Origin of the sequence: Paenibacillus eucommiae, from assembly GCF_017874215.1 — a bacterium.
GTDB lineage: Bacteria > Bacillota > Bacilli > Paenibacillales > NBRC-103111 > Paenibacillus_AI > Paenibacillus_AI eucommiae.
The window spans coordinates 290,344-313,562 of record NZ_JAGGLB010000004.1 but is presented as its reverse complement, the minus strand read 5'-3'; the positions used below and the strand labels follow the sequence as shown (position 1 = coordinate 313,562).

21 protein-coding genes are annotated in these 23,219 nt (G+C 46.0%); all 21 read left to right on the top strand.

Annotated elements, in window-relative coordinates; all coding sequences use genetic code 11:
• Positions 1 to 174: 174 nt before the first annotated feature.
• Entirely contained in the window at positions 175 to 948 is a 774-nt protein-coding gene (locus tag J2Z66_RS09295; RefSeq protein WP_209971108.1) for an SDR family NAD(P)-dependent oxidoreductase, read from the top strand.
• Between the two features lie 3 nt (positions 949 to 951).
• A complete protein-coding gene (locus tag J2Z66_RS09290) occupies positions 952 to 1,806 on the top strand; it encodes a DeoR/GlpR family DNA-binding transcription regulator (RefSeq protein ID WP_209971107.1) in 855 nt (284 codons plus the stop codon).
• A gap of 343 nt (positions 1,807 to 2,149) precedes the next feature.
• On the top strand, positions 2,150 to 2,314 hold the full coding sequence (locus tag J2Z66_RS09285; protein WP_209971106.1) for a hypothetical protein: 165 nt from the start codon (positions 2,150 to 2,152) through the stop codon (positions 2,312 to 2,314).
• Between the two features lie 212 nt (positions 2,315 to 2,526).
• Positions 2,527 to 3,876, top strand: coding sequence for a sensor histidine kinase (locus J2Z66_RS09280; RefSeq protein WP_209971105.1), 1,350 nt, complete (start codon positions 2,527 to 2,529; stop codon positions 3,874 to 3,876).
• Between the two features lie 116 nt (positions 3,877 to 3,992).
• Positions 3,993 to 4,622, top strand: a complete 630-nt coding sequence (locus J2Z66_RS09275; protein ID WP_209971104.1) for a response regulator — start codon at positions 3,993 to 3,995, stop codon at positions 4,620 to 4,622.
• Between the two features lie 258 nt (positions 4,623 to 4,880).
• Positions 4,881 to 5,897: a DoxX-like family protein gene (locus J2Z66_RS09270; RefSeq protein WP_209971103.1), complete on the top strand. Its 1,017-nt coding sequence runs from the start codon at positions 4,881 to 4,883 to the stop codon at positions 5,895 to 5,897.
• Positions 5,881 to 6,561 carry a DUF4166 domain-containing protein gene (locus tag J2Z66_RS09265; RefSeq protein ID WP_209971102.1) on the top strand — a complete coding sequence of 227 codons (681 nt, stop codon included), beginning with the start codon at positions 5,881 to 5,883 and terminating at the stop codon, positions 6,559 to 6,561. Before J2Z66_RS09270 ends, J2Z66_RS09265 begins: the two co-directional genes overlap by 17 nt.
• A gap of 83 nt (positions 6,562 to 6,644) precedes the next feature.
• Positions 6,645 to 7,136, top strand: a complete 492-nt coding sequence (gene lspA, locus J2Z66_RS09260) for a signal peptidase II (protein ID WP_209971101.1) — start codon at positions 6,645 to 6,647, stop codon at positions 7,134 to 7,136.
• Positions 7,126 to 7,872 (top strand): type I methionyl aminopeptidase, encoded by a 747-nt coding sequence (gene map, locus J2Z66_RS09255; protein WP_209971100.1) that lies wholly within the window; start codon positions 7,126 to 7,128, stop codon positions 7,870 to 7,872. The genes lspA and map overlap by 11 nt, the downstream gene beginning before the upstream one ends.
• A 28-nt stretch (positions 7,873 to 7,900) precedes the next feature.
• A complete protein-coding gene (locus tag J2Z66_RS09250; protein WP_245375412.1) occupies positions 7,901 to 9,112 on the top strand; it encodes a CapA family protein in 1,212 nt (403 codons plus the stop codon).
• A 12-nt stretch (positions 9,113 to 9,124) separates the two neighbouring features.
• Positions 9,125 to 9,589, top strand: coding sequence for a hypothetical protein (locus tag J2Z66_RS09245; RefSeq protein WP_209971098.1), 465 nt, complete (start codon positions 9,125 to 9,127; stop codon positions 9,587 to 9,589).
• Positions 9,590 to 9,724: 135 nt separating this feature from the next.
• On the top strand, positions 9,725 to 10,222 hold the full coding sequence (locus J2Z66_RS09240) for an RpnC/YadD family protein (protein WP_209971097.1): 498 nt from the start codon (positions 9,725 to 9,727) through the stop codon (positions 10,220 to 10,222).
• Complete coding sequence (locus tag J2Z66_RS09235) at positions 10,168 to 10,851, top strand: RpnC/YadD family protein (protein WP_209971096.1); 684 nt, start codon at positions 10,168 to 10,170, stop codon at positions 10,849 to 10,851. The genes J2Z66_RS09240 and J2Z66_RS09235 overlap by 55 nt, the downstream gene beginning before the upstream one ends.
• Positions 10,852 to 10,991: 140 nt before the next feature.
• Positions 10,992 to 11,996: an Rpn family recombination-promoting nuclease/putative transposase gene (locus J2Z66_RS09230; RefSeq protein WP_209971095.1), complete on the top strand. Its 1,005-nt coding sequence runs from the start codon at positions 10,992 to 10,994 to the stop codon at positions 11,994 to 11,996.
• A gap of 138 nt (positions 11,997 to 12,134) precedes the next feature.
• Positions 12,135 to 13,163 (top strand): Rpn family recombination-promoting nuclease/putative transposase, encoded by a 1,029-nt coding sequence (locus J2Z66_RS09225; protein ID WP_209971094.1) that lies wholly within the window; start codon positions 12,135 to 12,137, stop codon positions 13,161 to 13,163.
• A 553-nt stretch (positions 13,164 to 13,716) separates the two neighbouring features.
• On the top strand, positions 13,717 to 15,495 hold the full coding sequence (locus J2Z66_RS09220; protein ID WP_209971093.1) for a sensor histidine kinase: 1,779 nt from the start codon (positions 13,717 to 13,719) through the stop codon (positions 15,493 to 15,495).
• A complete protein-coding gene (locus J2Z66_RS09215) occupies positions 15,473 to 16,945 on the top strand; it encodes a response regulator transcription factor (protein WP_209971092.1) in 1,473 nt (490 codons plus the stop codon). Before J2Z66_RS09220 ends, J2Z66_RS09215 begins: the two co-directional genes overlap by 23 nt.
• Positions 16,946 to 17,115: 170 nt before the next feature.
• A complete protein-coding gene (locus J2Z66_RS09210; RefSeq protein WP_209971091.1) occupies positions 17,116 to 18,774 on the top strand; it encodes an extracellular solute-binding protein in 1,659 nt (552 codons plus the stop codon).
• 97 nt (positions 18,775 to 18,871) lie between these two features.
• Positions 18,872 to 19,762: an ABC transporter permease gene (locus tag J2Z66_RS09205; protein ID WP_209971090.1), complete on the top strand. Its 891-nt coding sequence runs from the start codon at positions 18,872 to 18,874 to the stop codon at positions 19,760 to 19,762.
• A gap of 12 nt (positions 19,763 to 19,774) precedes the next feature.
• Complete coding sequence (locus tag J2Z66_RS09200) at positions 19,775 to 20,656, top strand: carbohydrate ABC transporter permease (protein ID WP_209971089.1); 882 nt, start codon at positions 19,775 to 19,777, stop codon at positions 20,654 to 20,656.
• A gap of 39 nt (positions 20,657 to 20,695) precedes the next feature.
• On the top strand, positions 20,696 to 23,194 hold the full coding sequence (locus tag J2Z66_RS09195) for a right-handed parallel beta-helix repeat-containing protein (protein ID WP_209971088.1): 2,499 nt from the start codon (positions 20,696 to 20,698) through the stop codon (positions 23,192 to 23,194).
• The last annotated feature ends 25 nt before the right edge of the window (positions 23,195 to 23,219 follow it).

Here is a 23,219-nt window from a genome sequence, read left to right as displayed (position 1 = left end):
TTTTCGACAAAAGGGATCTGGCTAGGTGAGCGGGTCTCTTTTGCTCCAATTAATTTCCTGCATAATGTATTAAAAAACCTTTTGACAATAAAACGAAAATCATATAGAGTAATAAACGTAAGTAAAACGAAATATAAATGAATGATAAACGATAATGAATGGAGACATAACGGTATGAATAACGGTTTAGTAGGAAAAACTGCGCTTATTACAGGGGCGGGATCAGGCATTGGAAGAGCAACCGCCTTGCTTTTCGCCGAGCGGGGAGCTAGGGTAGTTGTTCTTGACGTTAACCGTGAAAGTTCTGAGGATGTGGTGGACGAGATCCGGCAAAAGGGCGGTACAGGCTTGGCTGTCACAGCAGATGTAGGGAACGAAGCGGCAATGAAGCAGGCAGTAGCGGATACGATATCGAGCTTCGGGACATTGGACGTTTTGGTTAATAATGCAGCAGTCCAGATTATGGGACCCTTGCACGAGTTTACGGAAGCGCAGTTTGACCAAATTATAAGCGTGAATATGAAGGGCGTATTTTTTGGCTGTAAGTACACGCTTCCTGTTATGATGAAACAAAAAGCCGGAGTAGTGCTTTCGGTCAGCTCCGTACTGGGACTTGTCGGTGATCCCGATCTTGGCATCTACGGGGCAACGAAAGGGGCTGTTATTGCTCTTACCAAGTCATTGGCTGTTGCTTACGGACCCTATGGAATTCGGGTGAATTGTGTCTGTCCTGGTGATGTGAATACACCGCTGGTCAAGCAGTTTTTTGATTTCCAGCCCGATCCGGAGGAAGCGAAAGCACAGGTATACCGTCATTATCCGCTGCGGCGCATTGCTGAGCCCAAAGAAGTGGCCACGACCCTGGGTTTCCTTGCTTCTGAGGATGCGTCATTTATTTCTGGCAGCCATTTATTTGTTGATGGAGGTCTTTCTGCGGAAGTGTATTAAGATGTGAATTATACGGTAATTAAGGTAATTAAAGGAATTACGGAGATTAAAGAATATTATGGATATTTAGAAAAGGCGGAGATGAAAATGGAAGAATTAGGTGTTGAAGAGCGCAGAGAAAAAATTATTGAATTAGTGACTCAAAAGACGAAAGTAAAGGTGCTCGAGCTAAGTAAAATGTTTGGCATATCCGAGGTTACGATCAGAAATGACCTATCCGAACTAGAGAATAAGGGATTCTTGGAACGCACGCATGGTGGTGCCATCAGTACGAACAAGTCTTACTATAATATGTCATTGAAAGACAGGGCCATAACGAATACGGAAGAGAAGCGAAAGATTGCTGCTGCCGCTGCCGCCATGATTTCCGACGGGGATACAGTGATGATGAATTCCGGCACGACAACTTTATTTACAGTAAGGGAACTGGCCCATGTCAAAAATCTTATGATTGTGACCAACTCAGTGTCTATAGCACAGGAGGTCAGTTTATACAACAATATGAAAGTGATTCTGCTAGGTGGCTATTTTGATGCCCAATATCAATTTACGTACGGAGACGATACGATCCATCAGCTAAACCGGTATAAAGCAGACAAGCTGATTCTTGCCGTAGATGGCTTTTCACCGGAAAGCGGCGTGACTACTTATCATCATTTGGAAGTCGAGGTCAACAAGCAGATGATGGCTAGAGTGAACAAAAAGATCGTCGTCGCAGACTACTCCAAAATCGGCAGAACGAGCTTCGTCTATATCGATCAAATTGAAAGCATTGATACGTTAATCACAGATCAAAAAGCAAACGCCGAGGAAGTTCAAGAGATTATCAATCATAACGTAGAGGTAAAGCTTGTTTAATGAAGATAGACTGCTCCTATGCGATAGGGCGGTCTTTTTTTTATCATAAAAGGAAGTTTAAGTTTCTGAATCCACCTAGGGGATCAGAAAGGAAGCGCAGATTTCCCTATCGTCACTATCCCTTTCTCTCAGAAAGCAACCTTTATTGGCAGTCCAATGAGCGTGTACTCCACTTAACGATGTTTTTCATAGTTAAAACAAGTGTTCCAGATCAATCCGTCACTTTAATGATGATTTTCATCGTTAAAAGAGGACATATGGCCTCTCTGGGTGGTAAAAAGGGACTTTAACGATATTTTTCATCGTTAAAGAAGGTTGTGGAGACGACCTGGTGTTTTTAACGATGAAAAACATCGTTAAAGTAGCAGATCCTGCTCAACTGCTGGCAATGGCGCGGAACGGCGGGCGCTCTTCCTCCCCGGCGTCTCTGCGCGCGGGGAAATCTCCTCCAATCAAGAGAAAAACCTTTGCTGGCTGTCCGTTTGAGCTTTGTGTTCGTACAAGTTGAGAAGAGGAATGGCTGTGGGTGGAACAGCGGATGGAGCCTACAGTCATTCCCTCCCCGAATCTTAACATTACGAACAAGCACCACAAATAATGCCGCAAGGCTTTTTACTTACTGTAGGCGTCAATGAAGAGTATAATTGAATTTAGAAGGAATCATAGAAGAAATTAGAGACGAACCTATAGAAGGAATTACAAACGAAAGGCGGTCATCCTGTGCTGCTCTATTTCTTGGCTCTGTCCGTCACTGCTGCAATTTTAGGGTTTAACAATCCGAGAAGCGTGACCATACGTTGGGCTGCGTTATTTTTACTTTTTGCCAGTCTGGGTGGGCTTGCTTATTGGCTTAGAGAAATTTCGATATATACGGGTGGGCAGATCCGTCCTGCTTTGACCGTTTTATATTATGCCTTGAATTTCATAAATCAGACGATGACGCCTTATGGTGTTCTTATGTTTTCCTTGATGTATGTACATCTGACCCGCACTGAATGGACAAGGAGACTTGGCTTTCTTCTTCTGCTTCCGGTGGTTGGTATGATGGTGACGGTGCCGTTTTCGGATTATGGGTGGGAGCTTGATCCTGTGCTGCTGCTGGTCTGGGCCGGACCCTATTATGCTGCTTCTTGTGTGCTGCTTCTGTACGGATACTGGCGTGAAAAGGATGCTTATGCCCGCAGACACCACAGAATCACCTTAATTATTATGGTGCCAACCCTTGCTGCTATTATCGGATTTATTTTGGTTGCAAGGGTGCTTAATCCGCAATTTGATTTTTTTAGCTATGTTTCTGTCTTTGTTACTTATTCACTTATTGCTGGCATCGCGCTGTCTTTTTTTACCGGTGTTCTGGGGGTTCGGCTGCGGTTGGAGCATGAGCCGCTTGACGCGGCCTGGAAGCTGATTCGCTCAGGTACGGCAGTGTTCAATCATTCGATCAAAAATGAAATTGGCAAAATTTCGATCTCCACACACAACCTGCAGCAGCGGCTGCCTGATTCTGCCGAGTACCAGGGACCGCTGGATATCATTGCTCGTTCCGCCGGACATTTGGAAGCGATGGCGGAGCGCATTCATACGCATACAAGAGAAATCATCTTGCAGGAAGAGCCGGTGCGGCTGGCAGAGGTTGTGGAGGGAAGCTTGAAGCGGATGGACGCTGCGATCCAATCCCGGCATTTTGAAATTATCTCTGAGATCCCACGGGAGCTTGTGATTATTATGGACCCAACGCATATGCGTGAAGTCATTGGCAATATTATAGAAAATTCAGTCGAGGCGACGCCTGATGGCGGGCGTATGGAAATCAGCAGCCGTATGGATAGACGAGGGCGCATAGTACTAGCCATTACGGATAATGGAGAAGGAATACCTGCTGAAGTGTTAAAGAACGTGACCCGGCCTTTTTTCTCGACTCGCAACCACAGCCGTAATTACGGCCTTGGTTTATCCTACTGCAGGCTGGTTATGGAATTATCGGGCGGCAAGCTGCATATAGACAGCACATTCGGGAGAGGTACGACAGTAGAGCTGGAATTTGCGCGTCGGAAAAGAGTTGGGGGTTAAGAGAGAGGATGCCTTGCATACAAAGTATACTGTGCTGCAAATGGCCGCGGGAGAGCTCTAGCTTACTTTTCTTATCTTAACTACTTACGGGCATGCCCTGGAGGAGGACACGAATCATGACCAATCCACCCCTTATTAAGATCATCATGGTCGAAGATGACCCGGACTGGGTACTGGCTATAGCTGAGTTTCTGAAGCGGGAGACTGACATGGTGCTCGTAGGCTCGGCCTCAAATCCGGAAGAAGCGGTGGCACTAGCTGAGACCACGGATTTCGATGTGGCGCTGCTGGATATCCAGCTCTCGCCCAAGCATATTGACGGCATTTATACGGCCTTGGAGATTGCGAGGCTGAGGCCCCAAGCTAAGCTGATCATGCTGACATCCCTGCAGGACGAAGAGACGATCAAGAAAGCTTTTACAGCCGGCGCTGTTGGCTATTTGCTGAAAAGCAATTACATGGAGCTGCCCTACGCGATCCGCAATGCATTTCATCATGCCTATCCGATGGAGGTTTTGCTCAAGGAGTTTGCCCGCCTGAAAGAGGAGGAGCAACTGCAGCAACTTACGCCTGCGGAGAAGGAAATTGTTTCTTTAATCGGAGATGGCTATACGCGCTCCCAGATGGAACAGAAATTGTATAAATCAGAGAGCACATTGAAAAATCAAATTAATCGGCTTCTGAAAAAGCTAGGTGTCAAGAGTGGCAAAGAGGCGGTCGATAAAATAAAACGAAAAGGCCTGTAGGCAGGCGCCGAAGCGGCTAAATGTAGTAGAAAAACCTCTCACATTTGGCCGGCTTAGCTTGACAATATTGGCCCCCCCCCGGTTCCTAGGTTCTCAGGTCTCCCCAGTCCCCCAGTCCCCCAGCTCCCAAGATCCCCAAGTGACCAAGCGTCCATGAATTCAGGTACTAATAAAGTTGGACCTTATCAGAGGTTACTTTTTTCGATATACTGGCTGCTAGAAGAGGTTTAGCTCGTTGTTGCATGGGAGGGAAACTGCATGTTGTCGGCTAAGAGGAAACCAGTTTATGTGGAATGCGTTATCGCGGCGGATATAGATAAGATATGGAATCATACACAAACACCTGAAAAACATGAACAGTGGGATCTTAGGTTTACTCACATTACATACTTGCCTAGAAAGTCACAACAAGAGCCTCAGCAATTCCATTATGAGACGCGAATCGGCTTTGGAATTTCCATATCCGGGACCGGGCAGACGAGGGCTAGTGTAGAGGAAAACGATGGCGCGCGGTTGTCGGCGCTGGCTTTTAGCTCTGAGGAGCGGATGTCGCTTATTCGAACAGGAGGGGGCTACTGGAAGTATGTCCCGTATGTCCCATGTGTTCCGTGTGTTTCTCCTGCACCGCAAGAAGATCAGGCCCTGACGAAGTTTCTTACCCGCTACGACTACAAGACCCGATGGGGACTGGTGGGTGCCTGGCTGGACCGTTTGCTATTCCGGCCTTTGATTACATGGGCAACTGCGTGGAGCTTTGATTGCCTGCGGTTGTGGCTGGAGAGGGAGCTTTCCCCGAGAATCAGTACCAAGCTGAGCCTAATATACACTAGCATACTTGCAGTCCTTGTATTTATATGGATTTGGCATGGACTTGTTCCCAAATGGCTGTATCCGGAAGCGGGTGAGCAGCAGGTTTTGGAGCTGTTGGGGCTTTTTCCCGGTCAGGAAAAGGCAGCGCTGCGAGTAGCTGGAACAGCCGAAATCCTTATGGGACTTGTGCTGCTCTTTGGCCAACGTTATCGCTGGTTGTATGGAATTATGACTGTTATGCTTGTTGTTTTAGGAGTATCTGCCCTTGTTGGTGTTCCAATCTTGCTCAAGGCTCCATTTAATCCGCTAACGTTCAATCTGGCCGTGGCTGCCTGCTGTTTGGTCAACTGGGTGCTGCATCCCTACGTGCCTATGGCTTCTAGGTGTGTAATGAGGGAGCCGCGAGCAGTTTCTAATACGCCAGGCAAAAAGAAGGAGGGGACAAAGGATGCCTTCAATTTATGAACAAGCACTTGGCAGTGATTTTACAAAGCTGCACCCCAAAATTCAGGAGCGCTTTTCACTTCACAGTACCAGACAAGAAGCCTCAATCGGCCGCGGCGTTATGAGCCGGATATGGATGAATAGATGCTGCGCCTTTCCATTTCTGCATTTGGGAAGCCGCCGCAATTTAATGTTCCCGCAGACTGGTAGGAATGTTCCGTTTGAAGTGGAGAATTATACATACCAGGATACCTATGGACGGGAAGTGGTGACCTGGAACCGGACCTTTCGCTTTCCTAATCGAATCCGCCGCTTTGACGCGACGATGATTTATAGTGAGAAGAGAGGCACGATCGTCGATTATTTGGGGAATCACCAGCATCTGGCTGTCGATATCGAGGTCTCGGCAGCTAATAATGGCGGCATTCGGATCCGCTCGGGCGAGCAGCGTTTTTACGAGAATTGGCTGCAGTTCCGGTTTCCATTAATGCTTTCAGGCACCGCTGATGTGTGCGAATGGTATGATGACGTCAGACAGCAATATTATATATCTGTGGATGTGCGCAATCGGCTGCTTGGTCAAATATTCGGCTATGAGGGCACCTTTCAAGCTCAAAGGCTCACTGTTTCTCCGAGCCAAATTCCAATCTGCGCTCAACCGCTGCGTGAGGAAATCCGTGAATAGACGGCAATGGGATACGCAGGGGAAATAAGGTATAATATCAGAGTGATATTCTAATCTTAGCGACCAAGAGGGGACACACAACCATGCTTTTTTATTTCACCGCTTTCTTAGTCACTGTGATAGATCAAGTGTCCAAACAATGGGTTCGATCTCATATGGAAGTTGGCGAATCCTTCATAGTTAATTCAATGCTTCATTTTACCTATTATGAGAACACGGGTATGGCTCACAGCCTATTTCAAGGTTATGCTCGAATTTTTGCCATTATTGCTGTCATTTTTGTTGCGGGTATATGGTATTATCGAAGGAAGGGTGAATTCCGGGGAAAGCTGATGGATATAAGCACCGGATTGCTGGTAGGTGGTGCTGTCGGCAATGCGATTGACCGTTTTTTGTTTGGCAGGGTGGTCGATTTTCTGGAATTTAAACCCGGTCGCGGGATTCTTAATATGGCCGATGTTGCTCTCAGCTTAGGGGTCCTGGTGATGCTTGCCGGGGTGCTGATGAGTGCTTTGAATAAGAAAAAAGAAGAAACAACCTTTAAGGGAGAGGCGGTCAACTCAAATGACGATTGAATCACAGAAAGATGTGGATGGCCTGAAAAAAATCGGCCGGATTGTCGCACTCGCGGTTCAAGAAATGAAAAAAAGTGTGCGTGCGGGAATGACAACCAGGGAGCTGGATGCAATAGGGAAGCGGGTTTTAGATCATTATGGAGCCAAATCGGCCCCTTTCCTGACCTATGATTTCCCAGGTACAACATGCATCAGCTTAAATCATGAGGTTGCCCATGGGATCCCTTCGGATAAAGTTATTCAAGCCGGTGACCTGATCAACATTGATGTTTCGGCAGAGCTTGAAGGATACTATGCGGATACAGGACATTCTTTTCAAATTCCTCCCTATAGCTCCAAGCTGACGCAACTGTGCACATACACAATGAAAACGATGATGAAGGTCGTCTCGCAGCTGAAAGCTGGTGTGAAAATCAATGAAATCGGCAAAATCATTCAGGAAGAAGCCCGCAAAGGCGGCTATAAGGTTGTTAACAATCTATGCAGTCATGGGATAGGCAGAGCCCTGCATGAACCACCTTTTGACATACTGCCCTACTATAATCCTCACAATCGGGCTGTGCTCAAGGAGGGTCAGGTGCTTACTATAGAACCTTTTTTATCGACGGGAACCGAATATGTGGTGGAATTAGCCGATGGCTGGACCCTGGAAACACCGGACGACAGCTTCGTAGCCCAGCACGAGCATACCATTATTATTACTAAAAACAGGCCGATTATAGTGACAACAGCCTAACATTGAGGAGAAAATAATTTTGCGAGTCATGAGATCATCCCTATGCTGCTTTACCCTGTTGGTAGTTATACTGACCGGGTGCTACAGCGGACAAGGTCCTAAAGAAAATAAAACGGAACCTACGACTAACGCGGTTAGTCCCCCAGTAGAGTCCCCGGCAGCGAGCCCGGCAGCAAGCATAGAACCGACTCCGACGTTAGCTCCTACGCCCACCCCAACGCCAGCTCCTATTACACATCGTGTACAGCTTTCGGCAATTGGAGATATTCTGCTGCATAACAGAGTGTATGAGGATGCTAAGCTTCCGGATGGAACGTATAATTTCAAGCCTATGTTTGAAAAGGTGAAGGATTTGCTTGAGCAGCCGGATATCCTGGTAGCGAATCAGGAGTCGATGGCGGGAGGCAGTGAGCTCGGTGTGTCGTCGTATCCGATGTTTAATAGCCCTCATGAGATCAGTGATGCACTGCTCGATGTGGGCGTTGATCTCGTGACGATGGCGAATAACCATACGATGGACAAAAAGGCAAAAGGCATCCTGAGCGCCACCGCCTACCTCGATAAAATCGGCATGCCCTATACAGGTGCATTTCGTTCACAAGAGGACCGTGACCGGATCCGTGTTATAATGGAACAGGGGATCACGTTCGCCTTTTTGGCCTATACGTACGGAACGAATGGCATGATTGTACCTGAGGACCAGACGTTTCTGGTCAACCTCCTGGAGCCTGAGCTGATGAAAAGCGACATTGAGCAGGCACGCAAGCTGGCCGATGTTGTCGTGGTATCCCCTCATTGGGGGATTGAATATGCAACATTGCCTAATACAGCTCAGACCGAATTGGCGCAGCAGATGGCGGACTGGGGCGTTGACATTATTATCGGCCACCATCCACATGTTCTTCAGCCCTTCAAATGGCTGGAGCGGAGCGAGGGAGGCAGGACACTGGTCATGTACTCGCTCGGGAACTTTTTGTCTGCCCAGAATAAAATGCTGCAAATGCTCGGAGGCATCGGCCAGGTGGAAGTGGTGAAAACCGTAGCCAACGGAACCACGACCATTGAACTCGAAAACCCGACATTCATTCCGACCTTCAATCAATACAAGAATTATGCGAATTTTCGCGTCATACCATTGAACCGCCTGGAGGCCAAGAAGCGTGCTGAGGTCGAACCACATTGGAACCAGGTTAAAAATCAGATGCTGGAATATCTGCCTGAAATTAAGCTGATAGACTAGAGGGGGAAGGAAATGTTTTCAAGAAAGCTGCTTAGCGCGTACTTTACATCTATTCTTTTCATCCTGTATTTTGCTTTGAACGCAATGAAAACACAGTCCGCAGATCCATCCAGCATTGAACATTTCAGCGGCTGGTCCGTTACCTTCGCGATGTTCATCATACCGATTGTGTTTGTTTATGGAATTGGTATTTCTTATTTAGCAGATTTATTAGGGCAAAAATGGGAGATGAAGCCAACTACCAGTGTCATTCTTTCCTTCCTGATTCATATCGCGATGGGCGCTTTATTCGGCATGATGTTGGGACTGATCGGAATAGGCATCGTTGGCGGCGCGGCCGCGGCCTGCTTTTTTCTGGTCGACCAATGGATTGCTTTCTTGCGGAGCAGGCAGAAAAAAGCCTGGATTATCGTAACCCTGAATCTGCCTCTGCTAGTGTTCTGCGCTCTGCTTGTTTACTTTTACGCCAAAGGTTGATTTGCATCTGTTTTTACGATACAATCACATCATATAAATGACGGAGTGAAGCACACTTTGATCGCCTTTAATCATTATGAGGCGCTTGGGGTGTGTTTTTTTGCGTTCACTAATTGAAAGAGGGGTGGAGGGATTATGGATGGGACGACTAACAAAGGAGGCACTAGAGGAGGCAGCAGAGGAGCCGACAAAGGAACGAATAAAGGAACTGACAAAGGAACCAACAAAGGAACCAACAAAGGAACCTACAATGGAAGCGACAATGGTGAACAGAGCAACAAAGAGGGGCAAGGAATAGACCGGAAAATTAAAAAGGCGCCATTACCGCATGACGAGGCATTTAAGAAGCTGCTGCAAACATTTTTCGCTGAATTTATCGCGTTATTTTTTCCGGAATTGGATCGGTTACTGGATCACAGTCATACGAGGCTGCTTATGCAGGAACAGCTTGTGGATATCGTCGGGGAAGAGGCCAAGCATTTGGATTTACTGCTGGAGACCAAGTACACTGTTTGGATGCATACGTACTTATACATTTTGAACCGCAGTCCTATAAGAAGAGGCTTTTTCACGAACGAATGTTTATTTACTTTAGTCGGCTATTCGAGCGACATCGTAAAGAGCACAAGCTGATTATTCCAATAGCTATATTTACGTCTGATCAAATTAGGGATGAGCCAGATACGCTGCTTATGGCGATTCCTGAGCATGATATTTTGCGATTTCAATTTTTGAAGGTAGAGCTGAAAAAGCAAGATTGGCGGCGATTTATTGAATCGGACAATCCGGTAGCTGCTGCATTGCTGGCGAAAATGGGTTATACTAAAAAAGAAGCAAGGGACGTTCGTGCTGCATACTTACGGATGATTTTACGAATAAAAAAGAAGCTGGACGATGCGCGTTTAGCGGTGATCATGTCCGTGGCCGATATATATTTCCAGCCAGATAGAGAGCAGGATGAAGCGATCTTACTTGAGTTAAGCGAACTATATCCAGAGGAGGGGGAAGCAATTATGGAATTGATGCCAGCATGGAAGCGTTGGGGATACGAAGAGGGAATTGAGCGCGGGATTGAACAAGGGATCGAGAAGGGCATCGAACAAGGCATAGAGAAAGGCATAGTGAAAGGAATAGAGCAGGGCATTGAAAAAGGTAAGGAAGAAATTATTCGCAAATTTCTTAATAAGGGATTTTCGCCAGCAGAAATAGCCGATACACTTGAGCTTCCAAAAGGCGAGGTTCTTAAGCTGATCAAACAGTGAAATACAACATAGTAAAGAGCAAATCGGCAATTGTAATAGCTCTTACAGAGTGAAGAACACTTTGAACGCCTTATCATTAAGGCGCTTGGGGTGTTTTTTTGTTCAATTATGAAAAGAGGGTTGAAGGGTGGAATGATTTGATGGCTTACAAAGGAGCCAACGATGGCGAGCAGATGCAGAGCAACAAAGAGGGGCAAGGAATAGACCAAAAAATTAAAAAGGCGCCCCTGCCGCATGACGAGGCATTTAAGAAGCTGCTGCAAACATTTTTCGCTGAATTTATTGCGTTATTTTTTCCGGAATTGGACCGGCTGCTGGATCACAGTCATACGAGGCTGCTTATGCAGGAACAGCTTGTGGACATCGTCGGGGAAGAAGCGAAGCATTTGGATCTGCTGCTGGAGACCAAGTACACGGTTTTGGATGCGTACGTACTTATACATTTTGAACCGCAGTCTTATAAAAAGAAGCTTTTTCACGAACGAATGTTTATTTACTTCAGCCGTTTGTTTGAACGACACCGTAAAGAGCATAAGCTGATTATTCCCATAGCTATATTTACGTCTGATCAAATTAGGGATGAACCAGATACGCTGCTTATGGCTATTCCTGAGCATGATATATTGCGGTTTCAATTTTTGAAGGTAGAGCTGAGAAAGCAAGATTGGCGGCGTTTTATGGAATCAGACAATCCTGTAGCTGCTGCATTGCTGGCGAAAATGGGGTATACTAAAAAGGAAGCAAGAGAGGTGCGTCTAGCATACTTACGGATGATTTTACGAATACGAAAAAAGCTGGATGACGCGCGGTTGGCGCTGATTATGTCCGTGGCCGATATATATTTCCAGCCAGATAGAGAGCAGGATGAAGCGATCTTACTTGAGTTAAGCGAACTATATCCAGAGGAAGGGGAAGCGATTATGGAATTGATGCCAGCATGGAAGCGTTGGGGATACGAAGAGGGAATTGAGCGCGGAATTGAACAAGGGATCGAGAAGGGCATCGAACAAGGCATAGAGCAGGGCATCGAGAAAGGTAAGGAAGAAATTATTCGCAAATTTCTTAATAAAGGATTTTCGCCAGCAGAAATAGCCGATACGCTTGAGCTTCCAGTAGGCGAGGTTCTTAAGCTGATCAAGCAGTAATACAACAAGTAAAGAGCAAATCGGCAATTGTAATAGCTGTTACAGAGTGAAGAACACTTTGAACGCCTTATCATTAAGGCGCTTGGGGTGTTTTTTTTATTCAATTATGAAAAGAGAGTTGAAGGGTGGAATGATCTGATGGCTTACAAAGGAGCCAACAATGGAGAACAGATGCAGATCAAAAAAGCGGGGCAAGGAATAGACCGAAAAATTAAAAAAACTCCCTTACCGCATGACGAGGCATTTAAGAAGCTGCTGCAAACATTTTTCGCTGAATTTATCGCGTTATTTTTTCCGGAATTGGACCGGCTGCTGGATCACAGTCATACGAGGCTGCTCATGCAGGAACAGCTTGTGGACATCGTCGGGGAAGAGGCCAAGCATTTGGATTTGCTGCTGGAGACCAAGTACACTGTTTTGGATGCATACGTACTTATACACTTTGAACCGCAGTCCTATAAGAAGAAGCTTTTTCACGAACGAATGTTTATTTACTTTAGTCGGCTATTCGAGCGACATCGTAAAGAGCACAAGCTGATTATTCCAATAGCTATATTTACGTCTGATCAAATTAGGGAAGAACCAGACACGCTGCTCATGGCGATTCCTGAGCATGATATTTTGCGATTTCAATTTTTGAAGGTAGAGCTGAGAAAGCAAGATTGGCGGCGATTTATGGAATCGGACAATCCGGTAGCTGCTGCATTGCTGGCGAAAATGGGTTATACTAAAAAAGAAGCAAGGGACGTTCGTGCTGCATACTTACGGATGATTTTACGAATAAAAAAGAAGCTGGACGATGCGCGTTTAGCGCTGATCATGTCCGTGGCCGATATATATTTCCAGCCTGATAAAGAGCAGGATGAAGCCATCCTGCTTGAGCTAAGTGAACTATATCCAGAGGAAGGGGAAGCGATTATGGAATTGATGCCTGCTTGGAAGCGTTGGGGATACGAAGAGGGGATCGAGCGAGGAATTGAACAAGGGATCGAGAAGGGCATAGAACAGGGAATCGAGAAAGGAATAGAGAAAGGAATAGAGCAGGGCATCGAGAAAGGTAGGGAAGAAATTATTCGCAAATTTCTTGGTAAAGGATTTTCGCCAGCAGAAATAGCCGATACGCTTGAGCTTCCAGTTGGCGAGGTTCTCAAACTGATCAAGCAGTGAAATAAAGATAATAAAACAGAGTCAACACGGTATGTCGTGTAAGGCTCTGTTTTTTAATGAACTTATAAAGTATAAGTTTTTGGCAGAAGTCTGAAGCTGATTGGTGAATCGCAGCTTTAAAGTGGTAAAGTAGTTATGTGGTATTGAAATATGTGAATCATGGAATCTAAACGGAAGTCCAGATTTTCCTTATAGTCATTCTCCCTTTCGCTCAGGAACCAGACGACTAGTGGCTGTCCGTTTGAGCTTAATGTTCGAGCGATTGTAGCTAAAGAGAGGGAATGGCTGTGGGAGGAAGAGCGGTAGCGTCCGCCTTTAAAGATTTGTTCCTACCTCCTCATCCATCCCATTCAGGGAACAAATCTTTAACAGCGGCTGGAGCCCACAGCCATTCCCTCCGCAACGTACCCAAGTCACGAACACGCACATCAAAGGACACCGCAAGGTATTTTTCTTTATTAGCACCTGATCCTTTTATATAGTTCCAATATCCGGCTTTTTCCGTTTATGCTATGATAGCAGGTAATAAAGGTGAGGGTGAGGAGGAATAAGGGTGAGAGTGCTGCTGTCATGGCTGGATAACTTTCGTCTGTCGTTATATTCACTGAAGAACAGAATGATCGTGGTGTTTATGCTAAGTACGTTAATCCCTCTGCTGCTGATAGGGGGTATTTCTTATTACTCCATTACTTCCATCTTGGATAACAAAATACAAGGCAGCATTAGGAGCAATTTAAGGCAGGTTAAAGTATCACTTGATAATACACTAAGCAACTTAAATCATGTCTCGCAGCAATTAGCTTTTGATGGAGGGGTTGGGAGAAGCCTGGGGAAATATCTGGAGTCCAACGAAATTTTACAAAAGTCGCAGTTGGAACAGGATATTCAAAATAATCTGCATCTGATCAGCTTTACTAATCCGAGTCTGGGTGTTATGTCGTATTATTTTGCTGACACGAAGGAATTCGTTTTGCAGCAGCAGATGGTTGATGGGCCGATTAACGTTGAAGAGCTTCCAAAGCTGCTGCACACAGATGCCATTACATATTATGGTCCTCATCCTAATTTGAACCGGTTTATTGATAGAACTGTGCTTTCCGTTACACGTAAGCTTGAGATACCAGGCTATGATAATCTGTATGTTTATATTGAAACGAGCTTCCGGCTGACAGAAGATATTTTAAATACAGAACTATCAGGTCTGCAAATGACCCACTTGCTAGTTGATAGCAATGACCAGATTACTTACAGCGAGCTTCCTGAACAATTTCCTATCGGCTCGCATTATCAAGCGGCAGAGACGGGCAAAGGCTTCAGCAGAAGCATCGGCAATTATTTATTTGAAGAGGAGCATAATCAGGGCTGGAAGATTGTTGCCGTCATTTCGGAAAGCGATTACTATAAGGAAAGAAACACCTGGATCAGACAGTTCGGACTTCTTACTTTGCTTTCCCTGGCGTTTGCTTTGGGTTTTGCCTGGATGATGTGGAGGGTTGTCCGCCGTCCGCTTAACCATTTTAACAGGGAGATCAAGCAGATGCAGAACAGCAACTTTCATTCTCCGCTGAAGCTGACCCGGATTACTGAGTTCGATTTCTTGCTGTACCAATTTCAGCATATGAGGAAGCGGATTTGGGAGCTTCTGCAGGAGGTCAAGCAGAAGGAGAAGCGTAAGACTGAACTGGAAATCGAGAAGCTGCTGTTTCAAATTAATCCTCACTTTATTCATAACACACTGGACACGATTCGCTGGCTGGCACATTCCAAGGGGTTAACTGAAATTGATTATCTGATCTCCACGTTAAATCGGGTGCTTTATTATAATATGGGTAAGGGCGGCGAATCCACCGTTCGACTCGAAATTGAAGCGCTCAGAGATTATGTGTCGCTGCAGCGCATTCGTTACGATTTTGAGTTTAATGTGCATATTCATGCAGATGAAAAGTTAATGGATTTGCCCATTCCCCGTTTTATTTTGCAGCCGCTTGTGGAGAACAGCCTGTATCATGGCTTGAAGGACAAGACGATCATTGAAGTGAAGCTATTTGCGGAGGCCCATTATATCCGAATTGAGGTTAAGGATAATGGGGAAGGCATGGAAGAGGAAGAGCTGCGCCGACTGCTGGAGAGCGGATCCGCAGAACAAAGGAAAGTAGGGATGGGTATTGGACTGTATTATGTCAGTCGTATGCTTAAGGCTCAATTTGCCGGTGATGCTACACTTGATATAAGCAGTATACGGGGGCAAGGTACCGTGATGCAGCTGCATATTCCTGTAACCTATACGAATACGGAGGTGGATTTAACGGATGTTGAAGGTATTGGTCGTTGATGATGACAGGTTGGCACGCCAAGGTATTATAGCGGTGATGCCTTGGGCTGCTTTTGATATGGAGGTTGTGGGGGAAGCGAACAGCGGGGAACGTGCTCTGGAGATTTTACAGGATCAGCATGTGGATTTGCTTATTACTGATCTGGCTATGCCTGCTATGTCAGGGCTTGATCTGATACGTGGTGTTCGAACCGATTACCCGCACATTTGGAATGTGGTCCTGACGTTCCATCAGGATTTTGGATTGATTCAAGAGGCGCTGCGGCTAGGAGCGATCGATTACATTGCCAAAACCCAGATGGAACAGGCCAAGATGGAGGATGTGCTGGAGCGCATAGCCTCGCGCATCCAACAGGAACTGTCGCAGCGGACGTTGCGATCGTCCGGGTCAATGGATGCTTGGGAAAGTAATGTTCAAGCAAGTCTGATCACAAGTGGAAAGACCAGAGAAGCGGCCATCTGCAGGGAACTGCTCGTCTTTATTGCTCTGGAGGAGTCTGTTCGTCTGGGGCAGCCTCGAGAGTGTCCACTATGGAATCGGGAACAACTGTATGAAGTAAGCTACGGAATCTGGGCGGTGGAAAATCCGGGCAAAGACGTAGATGTGCCAATGGATAAGCAGGATCTGATCATGGAGTTGGAGCGCAACGGACTTAATCAGGGCTGGATGATTCTTCATATAACGGATAGGCAGCTTACGGAGCATGAGTTGTTAAGGAGATTTCTGTCTGCTTACAGGGAAATACATCTGTTCTACGATTACCGCGCGGATATGGTGTTGTATACGCCGCCTGTGGAGCGGATTCATGATAGACATCCAGGTTGGACTGATCAGGAAATAGACTTGCTCCGTGAGAAATGGTCGTCCTTGTTCTGGGTATTAGATGATGAGATATTTGAAAGCATGCTGGAGGAGCTAGAACACTTCCGTCTGCCGCTGCCCCAATTAAAAACGGTGTTCTATGCAGCTAGAATGAACTGGCAGCGAATTGTTCCTGACGAACTATCTGAGAAGCTGCAGCCCCCAGGCTCACAGGCTTATTGGATGGATTGGATGGAATGGTTAAAGACGGTCCGGTCCCTGCTTGGCAATAAAATCGGTAAATCGGGCTACTTCGATGAAATCCAGCATGGGGTAATGAAGGCACTCGCTTATATCGACCGGAACATTGGATCCGATATCCGGCACAGTGATTTAGCCAATGAAGCCATGATGAGTAAAGGATACTTCAGCCGCTGCTTTAAAAATATAGTCGGCAAGCCGTTTCACGATTATATCCGTGATGCGCGCATGGAGCATGCCATGGTACTTCTGGAGCAAACAGCGAATCCGATATTCCGTATAGCGGAGCAATGCGGCTACCCGAACGAAAAGTATTTCAGCCGGGTGTTTCGCGCGCAGACGGGCATGCTCCCAAGTGAATTTCGCAGCTTTAAAGCCAGGGGGTAAAATTCCGCTCAAAGAGGAGTACTATTATGCACGGAATGGATTGGAATAAATAAATGGTGTGGAATTGTACACCCTTCAGTTAGCCGTATCATCTCCCTGATACGGTCATTATTCGTTTATGATGATAACAGATCGATAGAGTGATCTAACATTCATAGGGGGTTGAAGCAATGAAAGCGTTACGTAATCTAACTTTAGTACTATTGGCCTGTACGCTTGTTTTCGTATCGGCCTGTGGCAAGTCCGGCGTTGCGGAACAAACACCATCAGCGAAGACGGAGAAGCCATCTGACATCAGCCAAGAAGGTCAAGAGCCAAGCGCAAATGGCGATGCAGCCGATCCGTTCGGTAAATACGAGCAGCCAGTAACGATTACAATCGGGAAGGAAATTCTTCCCGACGATAAAAGCTTGCCCTCGGGGGATTCAGTAGAGAATAATCAGTACACGAGGCTGATTGAGGACAAAATTAACGTCAAGGTAAAAGCGGCATGGATAGCATCCGTAGGAGATGCCTATACGCAAAAGGTAGGGTTATCGATTTCCAGCAACGATTTGCCGGATGCAATGGTGGTTACGGAAGCGGATTTCCGCAAGCTCTCCAAGCTTGGCCTGCTAGAAGATTTAACCGATGTTTACAATACATACGCTTCTCCTAAGCTCAGAGCGACTCATGATTCTACGAAGGGTATGGCACTTGAAAGCGCGACGTATGGAGGTAAGCTGCTGGCTATTCCTAACGTTTTTACGCAAGTGGAATCCTCCTATATCATGTGGCTGCGTCAGGACTGGTTGGACAAGCTGAAGCTAGAGCCGCCCAAGACAGTCGATGATTTGCAAAAGATAGCAAAGGCCTTCATTGATCAAGATCCGGGCGGTAATGGCCCTGGCAAAACAATTGGGTTTACGGGGGCTATGGTCGAAGGGAATGTAGCTGATTTTCAATCGATCTTTGCTGCTTTCCATGCATATCCAAACCTGTGGTATAAGGACGCTTCTGGACAATTGAAATACGGCTCCATTACACCAGAAGCGAAGCAGGCCCTGGAGAAGCTGCGCGAGATGTATGCGGCAGGAGTTCTGGATAAGGAGTTTGCGCTGCGCAAGGATTTTAACGAACCCGCCGTAAGCGGCAAAACAGGAATTTTCTTTCAGAAATGGTGGGCTCCGATGTGGCCTCTTAATGATTCTATTCAGAATAATCCGAAGGCTGACTGGCAGGCTTATGCAGTTCCGCTCGATAGTGAAGGGAAATACAATACAAGATTGCTGCCAGCCAGCACCCAATTTGTAGTAGTAAAAAAAGGTGTGAAAAATCCGGAAGCGATTATTAAGCTGCTGAATGTTGAAGCGGAATATGCTGTAGATCCGGAATTGGATCCGAATGTAAACCCGGCTTATTGGCCATTAAGAGTCGTGTTTGCGGAAGCAGATATTGTAGAGCAGGAATATAAAACCATGAAGAAACTAGTCGATGGTGAAATCAAGCCGGAAGATATGGAAGAGAAATTCAAGCCTTTTTATGAAAATTACTTGAAGTACAAGGAGAATCCGACTGCTGATATTGGCGCTTGGTCAAGTGTAACAGCCTATATGTCTGGAGTTGCGTCACTTACCGGTCCCAAAGAAACGGTGCCGACGGCTTTCTCGGGCACAACGAAAACGATGGAGTTAAAATGGCCATCATTGATCAAACGTGAGCTTGAGGTGTACAACAAAATCATTATGGGCGTGGAGCCATTGGATAGCTTCGATACATTCGTTGAAGAATGGAAGCGGACAGGCGGAGACGAAATCATGAAAGAAATTGAAGCTGAGCTTCAGTCATAGAAAAGGGAACGGCATTCATCCGAAATATTCATCCGAAATCATACTTTGCCGGATGAATGCCGATTCACCGGATAAGCATCGGAGGAGATGAGCAGCTATGAACAAACAATCAGATGCGCGGCATTATCATCTCATGCTTTTGCCTGGAATGCTGCTTGTTTTCATATTCAGTATAATACCAATGTTCGGTATCGTGATAGCCTTTCAGGACTTTAATCCTGGACTTGGTTTCTTGAAATCATCATGGATAGGGCTGTCAAACTTCAGATATATGTTTGAATTGCCTGACAGTAAAACTATATTTTACAACACCCTATTTATTTCCAGTATGAAAATTATTGCCAATCTGATCGTTCCTCTGTTGTTTGCGTTAATGCTGAATGAGCTGCGGCTCTCTTTATTGAAAAGGTGGGTGCAAACGATAGTTTACTTGCCTCATTTTTTGTCCTGGGTTATTTTGTCGGGAAGTATCGTGGAGATTTTATCGTTGAATGGACCCGTTAATCAGGTGGTACAGTGGTTTGCAAACGAACCGATCCTGTTTCTGGGAAGCAACCAGTGGTTTCCGCCTATTATTATTTTTAGTGATGTATGGAAGGAATTTGGTTTCGGCACGATTATATATTTGGCTGCGCTTACTGGCATCAGCCCTGCCTTGTATGAAGCTGCCCGTATGGATGGAGCAACTCGTATCCAGCAGCTTATGTATATCACGTTACCAGGTATCACGACCACAGTGGTGCTGTTGGCTACGCTAAGCTTGGGTAATGTTCTGAACGCTGGTTTTGATCAAATTTTCAATTTGTACAACCCTTTGGTTTATGAATCAGGCGATATAATTGATACTTATGTGTATCGGATCGGTCTAATCAATACGCAGTTCGGTTTTGCTACGGCTGTAGGGCTTATGAAATCGGTAATCAGCTTTGTTCTGATTGTTGTCTCGTACCGGCTGGCTTTCAAACTGACGAACTATAGGATTTTCTAGTGGAGGTGTGTGATGAATCAAATCATGAAGAAGCTGGAGCCGCTGGATTATCTACTGATCGTGCTAGTATCACTAGCCGCCTTGCTGTGTCTGGCGCCAATCTGGTATACGGTAGTCGTTTCTGTGAGCGATAAAGCGGCGGTGGCTGCGGGATTGGTCCGCTTTATACCCGTTGACTTTACATGGATTTCTTATCAGACGCTGCTTGGTGAATCCGCTTTTTTTCGTGCCTTCGGGATTTCGTTGGAGCGGGTGCTGCTAGGCGGGGCCCTGAATTTTGTATTAACCATATTGGTGGCGTACCCTCTATCACAGAGGGATGCTGATTTTCGCAGCAGGCGTGTGTATGTGTGGGTGTTAATTTTTACAATGCTGTTCAATGGCGGTCTGATCCCGACCTATTTGACGATTAAATCACTTGGACTTATGAATTCGATCTGGGCCCTTGTGCTGCCTACCGCCGTGCCGGTGTTTAATGTGATCCTGCTGACCAATTTCTTCAGAAGTATTCCAAGAGAGCTGCGGGAAGCAGGCGTTATGGATGGAGCGGGGCCTTGGTATTTGCTGCTGCGAATGTATGTTCCGCTCGCGCTTCCAGCTCTGGCTACAGTCACGTTATTTAGTGTTGTGGGACACTGGAACTCTTTTTTTGACGGCTTCATCTATATGAATCGGCCCGAACATTACCCACTGCAAACCTACATCCAGCAGCTCGTTGTGCAGATCAACATGCAAAATCTGGATACGGCTGCCATTGTTGAGTTGTCGAAAATATCGAATAAAACGTTGAATGCTGCCAAAATTGTAATTTCCATGATTCCCATTTTACTCATATATCCTTTTTTACAGCGTTATTTTATTCATGGCATCATGATTGGCTCTGTCAAGGAATAGGGATGGACCGATATTAAAATAAGGAAAAGAGGAATGAACATGTGGAAAAAAAGTGAAAAGGCATTGGAGCAATTAGAAAAGCTAGAACAGGAGCAGGAGCAGGAGAAGGAGCAGGAAAAGGTAAAAGTAATTAGCAGGCGGAAGGTGCTGGCCTCATTGGGGATAGCGGGTGTGTCTATGGCATCTGCCAGCTTGATGGGCAAGCTGCCTGCTGCTTCTGCCAATCCGCAGGATGAAAGCTCCTCACAGCGGAAAATCAAAGATCTGATGAACTTGGATTTTATGGTGCCTGTCACTATTGCCGGATTGAGAAGTCTCGCTGTACCGGATGCAGAGCTCGTTTACTATGTTAAAAATAAGGGTCAAGAAGGCGTTTTTATCTACGATCCCACGGATACCACCTCGGTGGATAATGCAGGACTTGTCCTGGTGTCGACCACTGGCGCGCGGTTTAAACGCAGCTTTCAGGGGAAGGTAAATGTCAAATGGTTTGGAGCGAAAGGCGATGGCGTCACAGATGATAAGGACCCGATTACAGCAGCTGTTAATTCGGGATATGATGTGGTCTTTCCGGAGGGAACGTATGTTGTAAAAGATACAGTTAAGTTTCAACGATCGGTAGGTATGTACGGAGAATCGAACCCGGTTATTAAACGGTTGTTTGACCTGGAGAATAGCAATCCGACGTTTCAAGCGGATGCGCCGAAAATTCGCTTGCAAATTGATGGAATGGAGTTTGTTGCCAACAAGGATGCAATCCCTTCCTATTGGATCGGGTATATCTTTGACAGCAGAAATACGCTGGACCCCTTGTTTCAATATTGGTATTTTTACTTGCCAGATTGTGAAGAAGTGACGATGACCCATTGCTATTTTCATAATATCGTCGGTTCGGCTATCACTGCATTCAATTGCCAACGGGGTTATTTCGCTAACTGCTATTTTGAAGATATCGTCAGCGAAGGCCTTGTTTGTTATGAAAGTGATTTCATTTACGTGGATGGATGTAAGTTCAAAGATATCGGTCTGCTGCCAGAAGAGTTCATGGTTGTCGACACCGGATGGTATACAGGTCCTGGCGTTACCCTGCAGCAAACCGGAAAAACGATAGCAGATGCGGTGTTGACGCCGTTTAGTCACGCCAAAAACTGGCATAACTTTAACGGAACAGGGGTGCTCGTATCAGGACGCAGCTTGTATGTGAGCGGAAGCGACTTCCTCAATTGCAACCGGGTCGGCATTGTCGGCGAGGATGCGACTCCGCCGGTAGGAAATGCTGAAATGATCATTACAGGCAATACCGTTGAGCACAACCATGAACGGCTGCGCGGCTCCAACCCTCCAGCGTCCATCTGGATCGAGAACTTCCGCAAAGCTATTGTTTCAAATAACCGCTGCGTATATAAGAAAAGGGCGTCAACCGAACATTTCATTTGGGGTATTAATTTGGCCCAGATGGGTACAGGTGAGCTGTGCTATGTCGAATGCTGCCATAATCAATTCATTGCCGATGAATACAACAATCGGGTAGCAGCGGGAATATTTGATTTGAATTCCAATAACAAAAGAACGATTATTCACGGCAACCGGATATCCGGCAACGTCAATGTCGGTATTTTTGTGGCGAACTACTTAGATCATTGCGGGGACGAGCTGACGATCGATTCGAATAACATTCATGTTTTTGATACGGTCGAAGGAGCTGCAGCAGGCATTTTGTTCCAAGGCTGGGGAGATTATAGCAAGCACTATAATAAGATTAAGGTGACCGGAAACTGGATTTATAATAAGCATGATTGTTATGAAGAGCATGCTAAATGGCTGCCGTTCTTTGCGATTTGTCTAGTAAATGGACTCGGTAATTTCGATGCCCGTTTCCAGATCAAAGATAACGAGCTCAATGGCGGATCGATATTTCTAGGCAATCAAGCAGTGCGGGAGATGATCGTAACCGGCAACACGAACGCCCATCTTATTGCCCGTGATCTGATGCGCAGTGATACGCAAGGCAAGCAAAGAGGGGATTATATGGAGATATCCAATAATAAGGTAAATAAAATATTGCTAGGGGGGCAGCCCGATCAGACAGATCCGACTTACAGGTTCACAGGTAAAATAACGAACAATATGGTGCTTGGCAGTGGCGATGATGTGATGAGCAATCGAATAAATGGCAGCATTGAGCTATATGGCGCGAAACAAATGGTTGTTGCTGGTAATACGATTTTTACCGATAAATCGGGCTCGGGGATCGTCATCGGCACGACTGACGCAACTCAGGAAGATCTATTTGTCCGCGACAATACCGTCATCTGTCAAAAGAATAATGCCATCGGTATTCAGATCAAGGCTGGAGACAACGGAAATAAAATTCACCATATTGCAGTTGCCAACAATATACTTGCTGCCCCGAATGGTAGCGTTTACACAGGGACGACAGGTATTAAATGGCTGCAAGCGGCTGCACACACTACCGGAACCATTGTGCAGGGGAATATGTTCTCCAAGCTTGTAAATGAAGAAACAGGACGGGTGTAAGGAGGAGAGGAAAGGAGCCAGTGGG